This window comes from Mesorhizobium sp. B2-6-1, from assembly GCF_006440475.1.
In the GTDB taxonomy this organism is placed as follows: Bacteria; Pseudomonadota; Alphaproteobacteria; order Rhizobiales; family Rhizobiaceae; genus Mesorhizobium.
Map to the genome: position 1 here is coordinate 118,504 of NZ_VFUH01000015.1, position 15,682 is coordinate 134,185.

Consider the following 15,682-nt stretch of genomic DNA (forward strand, 5'->3'; position numbering starts at 1 on the left):
GACCCTAATTAACGAAGTGGAAGAGGCGCGAAGCACGCATAAGCGACGGCCACTTCCAGATTTCGAGCGGGCTCGCCTTGCCGGCGATCGAGAAAAAAACAAGGTTGGCCCGGCCAACCAGGTTTTCGGCCGGAACGTAGCCGACGGAGAATCGGCTGTCGGCGGAGTTGTCCCTGTTGTCGCCCATCATGAAATAGTGACCGGGCGGAACATCGAACTCGCGCGTGTTGTCGCCGATCGAGTTCGGCGACAGATCCAGCGTGTCGTAGCTGACGCCGTTGGGCAGCGTCTCACGATAGACGTCGATCGGATAATCCTTTTCGGTGATGTCGGGATTGTCGATCTGTCCGGTCTTCACGCGCGGCACGCCGACGCCGTTGATGAACAGCTGGCCGTCCTTCACCTGGATCTTGTCGCCAGGCAGGCCCACCACACGTTTGATATAGTCGACGGACGGGTCTGGCGGGAACTTGAACACAGCCACATCGCCGCGCTTCGGCTCGGAGCCCCAGATGCGGCCCGAGAAGATGTCCGGGCCGAAGGGCAGCGAATAACGGGAATAGCCGTAGGACCATTTGGTGACGAAGAGATAGTCGCCCTCGAGCAGCGTCGGCCGCATCGAACCCGACGGGATCGAAAAGGGTTGGAACAAGAGCGTGCGAATGACCAAGGCAAGCAAGAGCGCCTGGACGATGACGCTGACGGTTTCGCCAAGCCCGCCGGATTTCTTCTGGGGTTTTTCAGCCACGCTCATGTCGTCCTCGATTGTGCGTTGGATGGTATAGAGTCTCGGCGCGCGCTGGGCAACGTCATGCCGGTGGTCAGATGCAATCAATGTGGCGCTTGTTCGACGGGCAACGCTTCGATGATCACAAAGGCTTGAGCAAGCGGAAAATCATCCGTGATGGTGAGATGGATCATCGCCCGATGGCCCTTTGGCAGAATCGCGTTCAGCCGCGCCTCGGCGCCACCGGTCAGTGCCATGGTGGGCGCGCCGCTCGGAAGATTGACGACACCCATGTCGCGCCAGAACACGCCCTGCGCCAGGCCGGTGCCCAGTGCCTTGGCGCAGGCCTCTTTGGCTGCGAAGCGCTTGGCGTAGGAGGCCGCCCGCGCCCGACGGTTTTCGGAGCGGGCTTGCTCGACCTCGGTGTAGATTCTCTGGATAAAGCGCTGGCCATGGCGCTCCAAGGACTTTTCAATGCGTCTGATATCGATCAGATCGCTGCCGATGCCGATGATCATCGCGCGGTGGAACCGATGCTTGCGTTTGGGTGAGACGATTGCTCATGGCGGGCCGCGCGCTCTGCCAGCCGTTTGCGCCGCTGCTCGCGAAAGGCGTTCATGCCCCAGCGCGTGATGGCGTAGAACAGAACCCCAAAGGCCAGTCCAAGCGGTATCGCACCGATCAGCATCGGCTTCAGCACCGGGGCCCACAATTGCGCGAAGGAAAGGTTGTGCAGCATCTCGCCCAGATGTGCTGGCGGGCCGTGCGCCGGCAGGCGGCTGTGCAGGATCAGCTTGCCGGTCTCCCAGGAGGCGCCCCACAGCAGCGGGAACGTCAGTGGATTGCCGAAGAATACGGCGCCAAGTGCGGCCGCCACCAGATTGCCGGCTATGAGCCAGCACAGCACCGCGGCAATGGCGAAATGGAAACCCACCGGAAAGAACGAAGCAAAGACGCCAGCGGCGACGCCGGCCGCCACCGCATGCGGCGTGGCCTTCAGCCGCAGGATGCGCTTGGAGAAGTACTGCAGCGAGCGCGAAAACGACCGGCGCGGCCATAGATAGGTACGCACCCGCTCCAAGAGGCCATCAGGCTCGCGGCGTCGAAAAAGCACTCTATTCCAATTCCTGATCTACCAATACCCGCCGTCCTGCCACCCAAGCCAGGTCACAGCAACTTATCTTGCGCTTCCGGGGCGCAGGAAGGCAACAACGACTTTGATATAGCGACAGGCTGCCTTCGGAACAACGAAACGCTGCCGCGATGGTCTGCCGCAGGGGGTAACAAGATCGCCATTGAGGCGAAACTGAGGAGAAGAGAAGGATGGCCGGCATGACCACCATTCGACCAGCGCGCGACGACGAGGCGAAAGAGTTGCCCGATATCGAGCAATCCGCCGGGCTGGCGTTTCGTTCCATACCGGACCTCGCCTGGATCGCGCACGGCATGCCGGTGAGCCGGCGCTGCGCAATGCTGCTCGATCTCGCGCGGATTTAACGGCGGCTATTCCAGATATTCACTGACCTCGATCAGATTGTCGTCGGGATCGCGGAAATAGACAGACATCATGCGGCCGCGTGCGCCGATCCGCTCTACTGGTCCAAGTTCCACCGCCACACGATCGGCTTCGAGACTGGCGAGGAGTTCGCCGAGCGGCCGATCGGTGATCAGGCAGAAATCACCGGCTCCGGGCGTCGGCGACTTCGCCTTCGGCTCGAAGGTGCGGCCGACCTCGTGGACATTGATCTTTTGGTTGCCGAAAGCCAGGGCTGTCGGCAGGCTCGGCGTATCGATGCGCTTAAAGCCCAGAACGCGCTGGTAAAAGGCGCAGGTCGCCTCGAGTGAGGCCACCGTCAGCACGAAATGATCGATACTGATGATCATCCCGCCCCTCTCAGATATTGCGACTGCCCGGCTTGATCGCCGGTATGGCGGCGAGTTCCGGCGGCAGCCGATCGGCCGGATAGGCCGGCACCTCGTACTCGGCGAGGGCGATCAGCGGCACGCCGACATCGGTCTTGCCGGCGGAGCGGTCGATGATGCAGGCCGCCGCCGTGACCTCGGCGCCAAGTTCGCGCAGGCAGTCGATGGTCTCGCGGATAGACAATCCAGTGGTGACGATGTCCTCGACAATGACGACACGCGCGCCGCGCGCGATCTCGAAGCGGCGCAGCCGGAACTCGCCCCCTTCCCGCTCGACCCAGATCGCCGGCACGCCAAGATGGCGCGAAGTCTCGTAGGCCGGGATCAGCCCGCCGATGGCCGGGCCGACGACATAGTCGATTTTACCCGGCACGGCGGCGCGGATCTTTTCGGCCAGCGCCTTGCACAGCCGCTCGGTCTTATCGGCATGCATGAACACGCGCGCCTTCTGCAGGAAGACCGGGCTGCGCAGACCCGACGTCAGGATGAAATGCCCCTCCAGGACAGCACCAGCCTGGCGAAAAATATCTAGCACTTCGTCCGTATTCATCCGTCTATCCCCGTGTAGATCAGCCACGTTAGCCATTGACACGCCGTGCATCGCTGACGCTCGAATTGTCCTTGAGCTGCGACAGCAGCCGGTTGAGATGCTTCAGATCCCAGACTTCGAGATCGACCAGCATTTCGGTGAAATCGGGCGCGGTGCGCACCATTGACAGCGTATGGATGTTGGCATCGTTCGAGGCAACGACCTGGGCGATGTCGGCGAGCGATCCCGGTGCATTGATGGCGGTGACGGAAACACGCGCGGGGAAGCGTTCCTTGGTGCGCTCGTCGATGTCCCAGCGCACGTCAATCCAGCGCTCGGGCTGGTCGTCGAAAGCCTGCAGCGCTGGCGACTGGATCGGATAGATGGTAATGCCGGTGCCCGGCTGCACGATGCCGACGATGCGGTCGCCAGGCACCGCTCCTTCCGGCGCGAAACGCACCGGCAGGTCACCGCGCACGCCACGGATCGGCACCGCGCCGTCGCGCGGCTGGTCCTTGTCCTTGCGCGCGGCACGGCCCGGGATCTGGAACAGCATGCCGGCGGCGTTGCGGATCTTCGACCAGCCTTCCTCGCGCTGCTTGGGCGCCGCCGGCGTGACGCGCTCGTCCTTGTAATCTGGGAAGACGGCTTTCATGACGTCGGTGGACGCCAATTCGCCGCGGCCGACGGACGCCAGCACGTCCTCGATGTCCTTGCGCGCCAGCCGGTGCAGGACGGGCTTCAGGTTTTCCTTGGTAAAATTCTTGCCGGCCCGCTCGAAAGCCCGTTCGAGAATGCGCGCGCCGAGACCCGAATACTGCTTGCGGATGGCGTTCTTGGTGGCGCGGCGAATGGCGGCGCGCGCCTTGCCAGTGACGACGACGGATTCCCACGCGGCCGGCGGCACCTGCGCCTTGGAGCGGATGATCTCCACCTCGTCGCCATTCTTCAGCTCCGTCATCAGCGGCATGATGCGGCCGTTGACCTTGGCGCCGACGCAGGTGTCGCCGACATCGGTGTGAACCGCATAGGCGAAGTCGATCGGCGTGGCACCTTTCGGCAGCGCGATCAGCATGCCCTTGGGGGTGAAGCAGAACACCTGATCCTGGAACAGTTCCAGCTTGGTGTTCTCGAGAAAATCCTCGGGATTGTCGCCCTCGGCGAGTTGTTCGATCGTGCGCCTCAGCCAGGCATAGGCATTGGTTTCCTTCGAGATCGAATGGGCCGTGCCGTTCGCCTTGCCGCCGGTATCCTTGTAGATCGAATGGGCGGCGACGCCATATTCGGCGATCTTGTTCATCTCGCGGGTGCGGATCTGAAGCTCGACGCGCTGACGCGACGGCCCGACGATTGTGGTGTGGATCGAGCGGTAGTCGTTCTGCTTCGGTGTTGAGATGTAGTCCTTGAAACGGCCGGGCACCATCGACCAGGCGGTGTGGATGGCGCCAAGCGCGCGATAGCAGTCCTCGACATTGTCGACGACGACGCGAAAGCCGAAAATGTCGGACAATTGCTCGAAGGAGAGCGCCTTGGCCTCCATCTTGCGGAACACCGACCACGGCTTCTTCTGCCGGCTTTTGACGCCTGCATTGATCGCGTGTTTCTCGAACAGAGCCGACAGCGCTTTCTCGATCTCCGACAGCACACCCTTGTTGCGCTCGAAAATCTCGGCGAGCCTGGCGGTGACGGCGCGATAGGCTTCCGGATTGATGTAGCGGAAGGCGATCTCCTCCAGTTCCTCGCGCATGCCCTGCATGCCCATGCGCCCGGCCAGCGGCGCATAGATATCCATCGTCTCCTCGGCGATGCGCAGGCGCTTGGCTTCCGGCACATGGTCGAGGGTGCGCATATTGTGCAAGCGGTCCGCGAGCTTGACCAGAAGCACGCGCACGTCTTCCGAGATCGCCAGCAGAAGCTTGCGCAGGTTCTCGGCCTGCTCGGCCTTCTTGGAGACGAGGTCGAGCTTCTTCAGCTTGGTCAGACCCTCGACCAGCTTGCCCATTTCGGGCCCGAACAGTTCGTCGATCTCGGCCCTGGTCGCCGTGGTGTCCTCGATCGTGTCATGCAGCAGGGCGACGGCGATCGTCGCCTCGTCCATGTGCATTTCGGTGAGGATGGCGGCGACTTCGAGCGGATGCGAGAAATAGGGGTCGCCGGAAGCGCGCTTCTGGTGGCCATGCTTCTGCATGGCATAGACATAGGCCTTGTTGAGCAACGCCTCGTTGACGTCAGGCTTGTAGCGCTGGACGCGCTCGACAAGCTCATACTGACGCATCATGGGCGGAATCTCTCGGCGATGAAATGAATCATGCGCCGCACTGCTGCACGGCGCATGTCATAGATAGCCACGAAACTGCCGGGACGGAAGTGCCGGAAGATTGTTCCAGGCGCCTCCGCAAAGCAGTCTTAGTAGTCGTCGCTCTTTTCCGGCGGCACCAGGCCTTCGATGCCGGCCAGCAGGTCTTCCTCGGTCATGCGATCGAAGGCGATGTTGTCCTCGGCATCATCGGTATCGGCGGCCGTGACGGCGGCGCCGGTCTGATCGGCGATCGCCTCGCCATCGGCTTCGGGCTCGTCGACCTCGACATGCTTCTGCAGCGAATGGATCAGGTCTTCCTTGAGGTCGTCCGGCGACAACGTCTCGTCGGCGATCTCGCGCAGTGCGATGACCGGGTTCTTGTCATTGTCGCGCGGGACGGTGATCTGCGCGCCCTGGCTGATCTGACGAGCACGGTGGCCGGCCAGAAGCACCAGTTCGAAGCGGTTGTCGACCTTGTCGATGCAATCTTCAACGGTTACGCGGGCCATGGATTGCCCCTTTCATGCCTGGATTTAATGGAAAACAGGCGCGGTCAATAACCCGAACGCCGCGGAAATACAAGCATTATGGAATGCCGGGGCCGGAGAACGGACGATCTGTCATTGCTTTGTCGGATTTCCCCCGAAACCGGTTTCGGTCGAGCTCCGGTGCGCCCGGTACCAAGCCGGCGATCACAATTGCTTGCAGTGCGGCAACGAACCCTTGGATTGCCACAAAACTGGCGTTATTTCGAAAAGCGTAAGGTCAGCCGGTTTATTGCGAACCCTACTGATAGTCGCATTTCGTTTTGACGGCCGCTTATTTCGAAAAGGAATTTTTCCATGTTCGACCCCCGTGAAAAGATCGCCCTGTTCATCGACGGCGCCAATCTCTACGCCACGTCGCGCGCGCTCGGTTTCGACATCGATTATCGCAAGCTCCTGTCGAGCTTCCAGAAACGCGGTTACCTGCTGCGCGCCTACTATTACACCGCCCTGGTCGAGGATCAGGAATATTCCTCGATCCGGCCGCTGATCGACTGGCTCGACTATAACGGCTTCAAGGTCGTCACCAAGCCGGCCAAGGAATTCACCGATTCGACCGGCCGCCGCAAGATCAAGGGCAACATGGACATCGAATTGACCGTCGATGCGCTGGAACTGGCCGATGTCGTCGACCACTATGTCATCTTCTCCGGGGACGGCGATTTCCGCACGCTGGTCGAGGCGCTGCAGCGGCGCGGGCGCAAGGTGTCGATCGTCTCGACCATGGCCTCGCAACCGCCGATGATCTCCGACGATCTGCGTCGCCAGGCCGACCATTTCATCGACCTGATGACGTTGAAGAACGAGGTGGGCCGCGATCCTTCCGAAAGGCCGGTGCGCCGACCCGAACCGGCCGAGACGGAAGAGGACGAGTACTGAGGGCGGCTGCGTTGGCCGCACATCTGGCCGCCTCCCCAGAACCCGATCGCGATTGCCCGCTCTGTCCGCGGCTGCACGGTTTCATTGCCGAGTGGCGGCAACGCGAGCCATCGTGGTTCAACGCGCCGGTTCCGACCTTCCTGCCGCCCGAAGGCGACGATTCAGTCCGGCTGCTGATCGTCGGGCTTGCGCCCGGCCTGCGCGGAGCGAACCGCACGGGCCGGCCTTTCACGGGCGACTATGCCGGCGACCTGCTCTACGGCACGTTGATCGCGCACGGCTTGGCGCGCGGCGAGTTCAAGGCGCGGCCTGACGATGGGTTGGAGCTCGTTGGAACGGCAATCACCAACGCCGTCCGCTGCGTGCCTCCCGAGAACAAGCCTGTGGGCGCCGAGATCGCCACCTGCCGGACTTTCCTTGTGCCGACGATCACACGGTTTCCCAATTTGCGGGCCGTACTGACACTTGGTTCGATCGCGCACCAGTCGACCGTGCGGGCACTGGGCCAGCGCGTCGCCGCCTATCCCTTCAAGCATGGCGGGCGGCAGGAGGCCGGGGGCATCACGCTGTTTTCCAGCTATCACTGCTCGCGCTACAACACCAACACCGGCGTGCTGACCGAAGCGATGTTCGTCAGCGTTTTCAGGGAAATTGCGGCGTTCCTGGATTCGTAGGGTCTGGAATTGGCTTACAACGCCGGCGCGAACAATGCGGACAGTTTCTCCTGACCTCCTTGCAGGACGTTCAGGTCGACGTCACCGACGATGCCCTCGACGCGGCCCCTGTTGTGGTACTGCCAGTAGACCCAATCGTCGCGACCCGGCTCGAGCAGCAGTGAGCGAAGCCAAAGCGGACGGGCGGCGATCTGTCCTGCATAGGCCGTTGCTGCATCGTCGGTCAGATAGATGATAGCCTTCTTGCCAAAGGCGGCTTCAACGGGACCGAGGAAGGCCTGCAGTTCGGCGTCGAGTTGTTCGGGCGAAGGGCGCTGCGGGCAATTGCCGCCGAACTCGATGTCGACAACCGGCGGCAGCAAAGGCTGGTCGTGCGGCACCACGGCGATGAAATTCTTCGCCTGGTCGGCGCCCGGCCGGCAGAAGGTGAAAAAGTGATAGGCGCCGACAGCGAGCCCGGCAGCACGCGCTTCGCGCAGATTGATGGCAAAGGCATCGTCGACATGATCGCCGCCTTCGGTCGCCTTGATGACCGCAAAGGCGACGTCGGCGGCGGCAACGCGCCGCCAGTCGATCCGGCCCTGATGATGCGAAACGTCGATGCCCCTGACAGGATATTTGCCGCGATCCGGAGAAAACGCATGGAAATAGAAGAAGCCGCCAGCGACCATGAGCATTGCAAAAACCAGGCTGACCGATCCCCAGAGGATGATCCGGTTCTTCAAGACTGTCCCCTCCGGTATTCTGGCTCCTTGGCTAGAACCCTGAAAGCCAAACACTTATCCGCTTGGCTACCGCCTGATGGCTGTCACCCGCGCTCTTTCAAGAGCCTGCCCTTCTCACGCGACCAGTCGCGCTGCTTTTCCGTCTCGCGCTTGTCATGCAGCTTCTTGCCGCGACCTACGGCGAGCAGCAGCTTGGCCCGGCCCTGGTCGTTGAAATAGATCTTCAGCGGCACCAGGGTCATGCCTTCGCGGTCGACGCTCTGCGACAGCCTGGCCATCTCGCGCTTGTTGAGCAGCAGTTTGCGGCGCCGGCGCGGCTCGTGGTTGAAGCGGTTGGCCTGCAGATATTCCGGTAGATAGGAGTTGATCAGCCAAATCTCGCCGCCCTCGACCGAGGCATAGCTGTCCTGGATGTTGGCCTGGCCCTGGCGCAGCGACTTGACCTCGGTGCCGGTCAGCACCAGGCCGGCCTCGATCGTGTCGAGCACCTCATAGGAAAACCGCGCCTTGCGGTTTTCCGCAACGGTCTTGTTGTTGGGATCGGCTTTTCTGACTTGATTCATAATGCGGAGAGGTGGCGCCTCATCCCTAATTTATCAAGCCGGCGTGCTTCATCGCCGCGTCGATCTTTTCGGCCGTCGACTGTTCGACCGTGACCAGCGGCGAACGCAGCACGTTCTCGACCTTGCCGAGCTTGGAAAGCGCATATTTGGCGCCGGATACGCCGGGTTCGATAAAGATCGCCTTGTGCAGCGGCAGCAAGCGATCCTGCAATTCCAGCGCCTTGGCGCTGTCGCCGGACAGCGTCGCCTCCTGGAATTCAGCACAAAGCCGCGGCGCGATGTTGGCCGTCACCGAGATACAGCCGACACCGCCATGCGCGTTGAAGCCGAGCGCGGATGCATCTTCGCCGGAAAGCTGGATGAAATCCTTGCCGCAGGTCATACGCTGCTCGGAAACCCGTTCGACCTTGCCGGTCGCGTCCTTGACGCCGACGATATTCTTGAAGTCGTGCGCCAGCCGGCCCATCGTCTCCGGCATCATGTCGATGACCGACCGCGGCGGGATGTTGTAGATGATGATCGGCAGCTTGGTTGCCCTGGCGACGGCGGCGAAGTGCTCATAGAGCCCGCGCTGCGTCGGCTTGTTGTAGTAGGGAGTGACGACAAGTGCAGCATCGGCGCCTGCCTGTTCGGCATATTGGACCAAGCCGATCGCTTCCGCGGTGTTGTTGGAGCCAGCGCCGGCGACGACCGGAGCGCGGCCCCTGGCCGCCTCGATGCAGACCTTGACCACCTGACGATGCTCGTCATGCGACAGCGTCGGCGACTCGCCGGTGGTGCCAACGGGAACAAGGCCTGTCGTGCCCTCCGCAAGTTGCCAGTCGACAAAGGCGCGAAAGGCTTTCTCGTCGAAACGCCCGCTCTTTTCGAACGGTGTCACGAGCGCGGTCAGCGAGCCTCTCAGCATGTCGTCCAACTCCTTGGGACTTCTTTGTTCACGCATATTGTTGTCCCGAAACCGATAGCCACTTTTGGGCGATATGCATGGGTGTTTTCGTCTCTGGTCTTAATGTCGCGCCTTCTAACCGAAAGCGAGGCGGCGCACCATAGTCTCGACATGGTTGCGCGGCAAGCATTGCCATGCTGCCAGCAAAGGCAATTCGAACGGCCTCGATAACCTTTTGTTAACTGGCCCTTCATGACCTAAGCTTACGGTCTGGTCCAGGTCGCGAAGCTTCCGCGCCTGCTGGTGATGTGTAAAGGCTGAACGATGCCGACTAGGCGGCCTCATCTTTTCGCGCTCCTGGGCGCGGTCGTCGCGCTGATGCCGGAGATGGCGATCGGCGGCAGCGTCGACGTGCAGTTGACATCGGCCATTCCGATACCCGGCATGCAAAGCTCGCAAGATGCGGGTCCACGCGATACGGCCCCCTCTGCCAGCATCGTGCAGTTGAAGAGCGGTCTGGACGCACTGGCGGCGGGCGACATTCCCGGTGCCCGCGCCGCACGCGATGCCCTTCCCGCCCGTTCGCTCGACCAGCACATCCTTGCCTGGGCAGTCGCGCTTTATGGCGACGACAAGGTGCCGAGCGGCGACATTGCGGCCGCAGCGAAAATGCTGCCCAACTGGCCGGGGACAACCGCGCTGCGCAAGAACAGCGAACGCGCACTCTATCGCGAGAACCCCGCCCCCGACATCGTTGTGCAGGCGTTCGACGGCAGCCAGCCGCAGACATTCGAAGGCGTGATGCTTCTTGCCCGCGCCTATGTGGCGCTGGGCAAGGCAGAGGCGGCGCGTTCGGTGCTGGTGCCGTTCTGGCGCACCGCGATCCTGGAGGCCAAGGACGAGACAGCGCTGATCAAGGAGTTCGGCGGGCTGATCCCGGCCGCCGATCACCGATTCCGCATGGAGCGCATGTTCTACGCCGACCGGGTCGGCGCGGCGCAGCGCGTCGCCGGCCCGGCGCAAGCGCAGCAACTGGCCACCGCCTGGGCGGCGGCCGACAAGGGCGACAAGAACACCCCCAAGCTGCTCAAGGCGGTGCCGGCTTCACAGCGTTCGGCCGGCTATTTCTTCGCGCAAGCCGAATATCTGCGCAAGCAAGACAATATTGCCGACGCCGCCGCCATCGTGATGAAGGCGCCCACGGATCGCGAAGCGCTGGTCGACCCGGATGCCTGGTGGGTGGAGCGCCGGGTACTGTCGCGCGAGTTGGTCGACAAGGGTGACATGAAAGCCGCCTACAGGATCGTCGCCATGCATGCGGCCGAAAGCACAGCGAACGCCGCCGAAGCCGAATTCCATGCCGGCTGGTACGCGCTGCGCGGTCTGAACGATCCCAGGCTTGCCGCAACACATTTCGCGCGCATCGCCGACCTTGCGCAGGGGCCGATGACATTGTCGCGCGCCTATTACTGGCTCGGCCGCGCCGCCGAAGTTGGTGGTCCAGGTAACGCAAAGGACTATTTTGCGCGCGCGGCGGCCTATGGCACGACATTCTACGGCCAGCTCGCCGCCGAGCGCATTGGTCGCCCGGCGCTGAACATCGTCTATCCCACACCGAGTGCCGCCGACCGCCAGAGTTTTGCCGGTCGCGAAGCCGTCGCTGCCATCAAGCGGCTGCAGGAGGCGGGCTACGACCGTTATGCCGAAACGCTCTATCGTGACCTTGCAGGACAGTTGACCAGCCCGGGCGAACTGGCGCTCCTGGCCGTGCTGGCGGAAAAGCAGGGCAACCACTTCATGTCGCTCAAGATCGGCAAGATCGCCGGCGCGCGTGGCATCGATGTCGGCGCGCTGTCGCATCCTTTGGGGGTCATCCCCGATAGCGCCGATATTTCAGGTTCGGGCAAGGCGCTGGCCTATGCCATCGCCCGCCAGGAAAGCGAATTCAACATCGGCGCCATATCGAGCGCCGGCGCGCGCGGGCTGCTGCAGCTGATGCCGGCAACCGCCAAGCAACTGGCGAAGACGGCCGGGCTGCAATTCTCTCAGGCACGCCTGACCACCGATGCCGGCTACAATGCAACGCTGGGCTCGGCCTTCCTCGGCCAGCAGCTCGACCGCTTCAACGGCTCCTATGTGCTGACCTTCGCCGGCTACAATGCCGGCCCCAGCCGCGCTGCCCAATGGGTGGCGAAATACGGCGATCCGCGCGGCAAGGACATCGACGCTGTCGTCGACTGGATCGAACGGATTCCTTACACGGAAACAAGAAGTTACGTACAGCGCGTGATGGAGAACTACGAGGTCTACAAGATGCGCATTTCCGGCAAGTATGACATTGTGGGAGATCTTGTGAACGGGCGGAGTTGACGGCTTTCATTCCTCCCTACGAGAGGAGTTGGCCTCGCGCGGATCCGCCCGCCTTGGCTGAGTGAAGGGCCTAGCCACCTTCGGCCCGCAAGAGGAGAAGTAACTGCCCCATTTGACCATCCCTTCCCTCGCCTGTAGCAGACGGACCATCCGGCGAGAGCAAGGGCAGCATTCCAATGGCGAGCGAAGGTTTCTCCGATTTCTTCTACGCGGGACCCGATGGGCTGAAGCTCCATGCCCGGATCTATGGCGACGCAAATTCGCGACATTGGCCAGTCGTCTGTCTGCCCGGGCTCACCCGCAATGCACGCGACTTCCACGAACTCGCGCTCTATTTGGCCGGCAAAGCGGGAAGCCCGCGCAAGGTCGTCGCCTTTGACTATCGCGGCCGCGGGCAGTCCGATTATGATCCCGATGTCAGCCGTTATAATGTCGGCGTCGAAGCCGGCGACACTCTTGCCGGACTTGCGGCCTTGGGAATCGAGGAAGCCGCCTTCATCGGCACCTCGCGCGGCGGCCTGATCATTCATGTCCTGGGTGCGCTGCGGCCGGCCATATTGAAAGCGATCGTGCTGAACGATATCGGACCGGTGATCGAGCCGGCCGGCCTTGCCCACATCCAGTCGTATCTCGAACGCAAACCGAAGCCGAAGACCTTCGCCGAAGCAGTGGCAGCCCAGCGCCGCGTTCACGGCCGGGATTTTTCAGCGCTCGCCGATGTGGACTGGGAGCGCATGGTGCTGGCGCTCTACCGCGAAACGGATCAGGGCCTGCTGCCGGATTTCGACCCGAAGCTGGTCGACACGGTTGCAAATCTCGACCTGACGCAGCCGCTGCCGGCGCTGTGGCCGCAATTCGACGCCCTGTCGGCCCTTCCCATGCTCGCCTTACGCGGCGCCAATTCGAGTTTGCTGTCGGTGGACACACAGCGGCAGATGCGGGAGCGCCATCCGGCAATGCAGACGATCACCGTCGAAGGCCAGGGTCACGCCCCTTTTCTCGAAACCGGAACCTTGCCGGGCGACATCGCCGCTTTCCTCGACAGAGCCGAGCGGCTGCCGACTCGCCTTTAAAAACCGTTGCCGGCGAGGCAAACGACAGCAGGGCGACCAAGGTAGGTTCCGAAGCCGGAATAGCATGCCTGAAATAACCCGCAGATCGGGGGATCCACGGAATTGGTTGTCCACAGCGTCTTCAAAGCGTGAACTTATCGGGACTTTGAGGCTTTCTTCATTGCCTTAGCCGTGGTCTTCACGGCTGCCGGCTGGTCTGCCGCACCGCGCGCGGCAGCGCGCGGGGACGGTTCGGGCGCTGCCTTCACGCTGTCGGCGCCGCCAGACCGGGGTACTTCCAGCACGGTGACGCAGCCGTCGAGGTCATTGGTGGCCAGATGCGCATAGCGCATCGTCATCGACAGGGTCTGGTGGCCGAGCCACATCTGCACGCGCCTGATGTCGATACCGCCCTGAACAAGACGCGAGGCGCAGGTATGGCGCAGAATGTGCGGCACCACCTGGTCGTCGGCGGCCAGACCGACTTCGGCCTTCGCATCGTTCCAGATGGCACGGTATTGAGCCTGGCTGAATGTGGTGAACGGGCCTTTCGGCCGACGGCCTTCGCCGGGAGGCAGCTTGATCACTTCCTTGACACGCTCGGTCATCGGAATGGTGCGGCTTCGGCCGGACTTGGTGATCCAGAAGGAGACGCGATGCTCCTGGATGTCGTTCCAGATCAGCCCGAGCGCCTCGCCAAGGCGGCAGCCAGTGTCGACCAGGAAGACGGAAAGCCGGTAGGCATCCTCGCTGCGGCTCCTGATGGCAGCAAACAGCCTGGCCTCCTCGTCCCTTTCAAGGAAACGAATCCGTCCCGACCGCTCCTTCTGGCGGCGGAACTCGGGCAGGCTGTGGATATCTCCCATCTTGTAGGCCTTGCGCAGCAGTTTGCTGAGGGCAGCCATCTTCCGATTGATGGTTGCGTTGCTGTTGCCGCGCTGGCGCAAGGTGCCGATAAGGTTGTCCAGGGTACTCTGGTCAAAGGCGCTGAAACGCTCCCCGAGCAGAATCTCGTCTATCTCGCCGATGAACGAGCTGACATTGTATTTATGTCGCCCATCATCCCACAATATATCTCGATATGCTGAAAAAAGATCTCCAACCCTATGCGATTTTACTTCTCGTATCCTATTGTAGGTGTAGTTAAAATTTGAGTTCTGAGAAGAAAACATCGAAAAATGATCGGAGGGCTCGCCCTCTTGAATCGCTTCGGTCGTCATCATTTGCCACACCCCCGAGTGGGATAGATTCAGCCCTATCCGCTTGGGAGCGTCCTTTCAAGAGATTTGAATCACGCAGTTGTGATTTCATCCGCCATCAGCGGATCCCACGAAACCATCCCACGGACTCTATTCAGCTACCGTTACCCCCTGTTCCTTCTGTTTGCCTTGATCCAGTCACGAAACAAAAACAGCCCGGGCGTTGATGCGCCCGGGCTGGATTTCACCTGTATGGAACCAGCCCTTAGAACGAGCGCTGGAAGCGGAGGATACCGCCGATGCTGCTCTTCTTGTCGGCGCCGGTCCAGTTGGAGAAGTCGGCGTCGTCGAACCTGCCTGCATTGAGGTAGTCGACTTCGGCCGTGACCGTGAAGCCCGGGACGACGTCGTAGGCGATGTTCGCCGCGATGCCCAGGTTCTTCCAATCGTCATACGACACCTGCGCGTTGAACGAGGTCTTCTCGTTGAACTTGTAGGTACCGCCGCCCCAGACAGCCCAGTTGCCGCCCCACTGCTTGTAGAAACCGCGACCATGGGCGTCGACAAAATTGCCGGCGTCGTCGTTGAGGTTGTCATCGGTGCCGTAACCGCCCATGACCCACAGCGACAGTGCGTCGTTGACGTTCACGTCCAAGCGAACCTTGCCGGCAACTTCTTCGTAGTTGCTGTCATAAGCGACGACACCGCTGATGGCGCCCCAGCCCTGCGTCCACTTCAGACCGCCGACGACATGCGGAACGTAGCTGTCGATCGTGCCGACAACGCCCGCGCCTTCTTCGAGCGAGACCACGGCCGAGAAGCCGTTGCCAGCGTCGAAGTAGTACTGGACGACGTTGGTGTCGAAATCGCCGTAAGGAACCAGCGTATCCTGGATCACGTTGCCGGCGTAGCCGACGAACGTATCGAAGGCCGATTCGTCCTTACCAACGCGGAGACCACCGAGCTGGATCCAGGCGAAGTTCAGCGAGACGTCCTTGTTATGGGCGGTGTTGAACGGCTCGATTGCGTTGTCGTTGCCGAAGTTGAAGCGGGTCTCGGTGTAGGTCTTCAAGGTGCCGAGCTCGGTTTCCTGGCCGGTCCAGGTCTTCAGCGTGAAGCGGGCATTTTTGTGCCAGGCATCATTTACCGAGCCGTCCTGGTGGTCCGCAGTCTTCGAACCGTTGAACGTGCCGACGTCGCCGCCGCCGATGTCATAACGGATGTAGCCGCCGATGCGCAGGCAGGTCTCGGTGCCGGGGATGTAGAAGTAGCCAGCGCCGTAGACGTCGCAAATCTTGACGTATTCAGCGG

General features: G+C 61.9%; 17 protein-coding genes. 5 read left to right on the forward strand and 12 right to left on the reverse strand.

What is annotated here, in order from left to right:
- Window positions 1–4: 4 nt before the first annotated feature.
- From lepB to FJ443_RS25870, 3 genes are all read right to left on the reverse strand, one after another.
- Window positions 5–754 carry a signal peptidase I gene (lepB, locus tag FJ443_RS25860; protein WP_140494595.1) on the reverse strand — a complete coding sequence of 250 codons (750 nt, stop codon included), beginning with the start codon at window positions 752–754 and terminating at the stop codon, window positions 5–7.
- Between the two features lie 77 nt (window positions 755–831).
- A complete protein-coding gene (acpS, locus tag FJ443_RS25865) occupies window positions 832–1,245 on the reverse strand; it encodes a holo-ACP synthase (RefSeq protein ID WP_140494597.1) in 414 nt (137 codons plus the stop codon).
- On the reverse strand, window positions 1,242–1,841 hold the full coding sequence (locus tag FJ443_RS25870) for a DUF2062 domain-containing protein (RefSeq protein WP_140494599.1): 600 nt from the start codon (window positions 1,839–1,841) through the stop codon (window positions 1,242–1,244). The genes acpS and FJ443_RS25870 overlap by 4 nt, the downstream gene beginning before the upstream one ends.
- A 209-nt stretch (window positions 1,842–2,050) precedes the next feature.
- On the opposite strand from FJ443_RS25870, the gene FJ443_RS31310 reads away from it, so the two are divergent.
- The gene (locus FJ443_RS31310) at window positions 2,051–2,224 is read left to right on the forward strand and encodes a hypothetical protein (protein ID WP_181175138.1); all 174 of its coding nucleotides are present in this window, start codon (window positions 2,051–2,053) and stop codon (window positions 2,222–2,224) included.
- 6 nt (window positions 2,225–2,230) lie between these two features.
- Here the strand turns inward: FJ443_RS31310 and FJ443_RS25875 are convergent, their stop codons facing one another.
- The 4 genes from FJ443_RS25875 to rpoZ all read right to left on the reverse strand — a co-directional run bounded on the left by FJ443_RS25875 (window position 2,231) and on the right by rpoZ (window position 5,987).
- Complete coding sequence (locus tag FJ443_RS25875) at window positions 2,231–2,611, reverse strand: VOC family protein (protein WP_140666271.1); 381 nt, start codon at window positions 2,609–2,611, stop codon at window positions 2,231–2,233.
- Between the two features lie 10 nt (window positions 2,612–2,621).
- Window positions 2,622–3,200, reverse strand: a complete 579-nt coding sequence (pyrE, locus tag FJ443_RS25880) for an orotate phosphoribosyltransferase (protein WP_140517801.1) — start codon at window positions 3,198–3,200, stop codon at window positions 2,622–2,624.
- Window positions 3,201–3,228: 28 nt separating this feature from the next.
- Window positions 3,229–5,457 carry a bifunctional (p)ppGpp synthetase/guanosine-3',5'-bis(diphosphate) 3'-pyrophosphohydrolase gene (locus FJ443_RS25885; RefSeq protein WP_140666272.1) on the reverse strand — a complete coding sequence of 743 codons (2,229 nt, stop codon included), beginning with the start codon at window positions 5,455–5,457 and terminating at the stop codon, window positions 3,229–3,231.
- Between the two features lie 128 nt (window positions 5,458–5,585).
- Entirely contained in the window at window positions 5,586–5,987 is a 402-nt protein-coding gene (gene rpoZ, locus FJ443_RS25890; protein WP_140494610.1) for a DNA-directed RNA polymerase subunit omega, read from the reverse strand.
- A 333-nt stretch (window positions 5,988–6,320) separates the two neighbouring features.
- Between rpoZ and FJ443_RS25895 the strand changes: the two genes are divergently transcribed.
- Window positions 6,321–6,902 (forward strand): NYN domain-containing protein, encoded by a 582-nt coding sequence (locus FJ443_RS25895; protein ID WP_140494612.1) that lies wholly within the window; start codon window positions 6,321–6,323, stop codon window positions 6,900–6,902.
- Between the two features lie 11 nt (window positions 6,903–6,913).
- Window positions 6,914–7,576 carry a uracil-DNA glycosylase gene (locus tag FJ443_RS25900; protein WP_224646739.1) on the forward strand — a complete coding sequence of 221 codons (663 nt, stop codon included), beginning with the start codon at window positions 6,914–6,916 and terminating at the stop codon, window positions 7,574–7,576.
- A 14-nt stretch (window positions 7,577–7,590) separates the two neighbouring features.
- On the opposite strand, the gene FJ443_RS25905 is transcribed toward FJ443_RS25900, so the two are convergent.
- The 3 genes from FJ443_RS25905 to dapA all read right to left on the reverse strand — a co-directional run bounded on the left by FJ443_RS25905 (window position 7,591) and on the right by dapA (window position 9,771).
- Entirely contained in the window at window positions 7,591–8,301 is a 711-nt protein-coding gene (locus FJ443_RS25905) for a GH25 family lysozyme (protein WP_140666274.1), read from the reverse strand.
- Between the two features lie 83 nt (window positions 8,302–8,384).
- The gene (smpB, locus tag FJ443_RS25910; protein WP_140494616.1) at window positions 8,385–8,864 is read right to left on the reverse strand and encodes an SsrA-binding protein SmpB; all 480 of its coding nucleotides are present in this window, start codon (window positions 8,862–8,864) and stop codon (window positions 8,385–8,387) included.
- Between the two features lie 25 nt (window positions 8,865–8,889).
- The gene (gene dapA, locus FJ443_RS25915) at window positions 8,890–9,771 is read right to left on the reverse strand and encodes a 4-hydroxy-tetrahydrodipicolinate synthase (protein ID WP_140666286.1); all 882 of its coding nucleotides are present in this window, start codon (window positions 9,769–9,771) and stop codon (window positions 8,890–8,892) included.
- A 303-nt stretch (window positions 9,772–10,074) separates the two neighbouring features.
- Here dapA and FJ443_RS25920 point away from each other — a divergent pair, with 303 nt between their 5' ends.
- Window positions 10,075–12,120, forward strand: a complete 2,046-nt coding sequence (locus FJ443_RS25920; RefSeq protein WP_140666276.1) for a lytic transglycosylase domain-containing protein — start codon at window positions 10,075–10,077, stop codon at window positions 12,118–12,120.
- A 176-nt stretch (window positions 12,121–12,296) separates the two neighbouring features.
- Window positions 12,297–13,193, forward strand: a complete 897-nt coding sequence (locus tag FJ443_RS25925; RefSeq protein ID WP_140657973.1) for an alpha/beta hydrolase — start codon at window positions 12,297–12,299, stop codon at window positions 13,191–13,193.
- A 134-nt stretch (window positions 13,194–13,327) separates the two neighbouring features.
- On the opposite strand, the gene FJ443_RS25930 is transcribed toward FJ443_RS25925, so the two are convergent.
- A complete protein-coding gene (locus FJ443_RS25930; RefSeq protein ID WP_140666278.1) occupies window positions 13,328–14,395 on the reverse strand; it encodes a site-specific integrase in 1,068 nt (355 codons plus the stop codon).
- Window positions 14,396–14,636: 241 nt separating this feature from the next.
- Window positions 14,637–15,682, reverse strand: a 1,046-nt coding sequence (locus FJ443_RS25935; protein WP_140517793.1) for a porin, incomplete at its 5' end; no start/stop codon positions are given.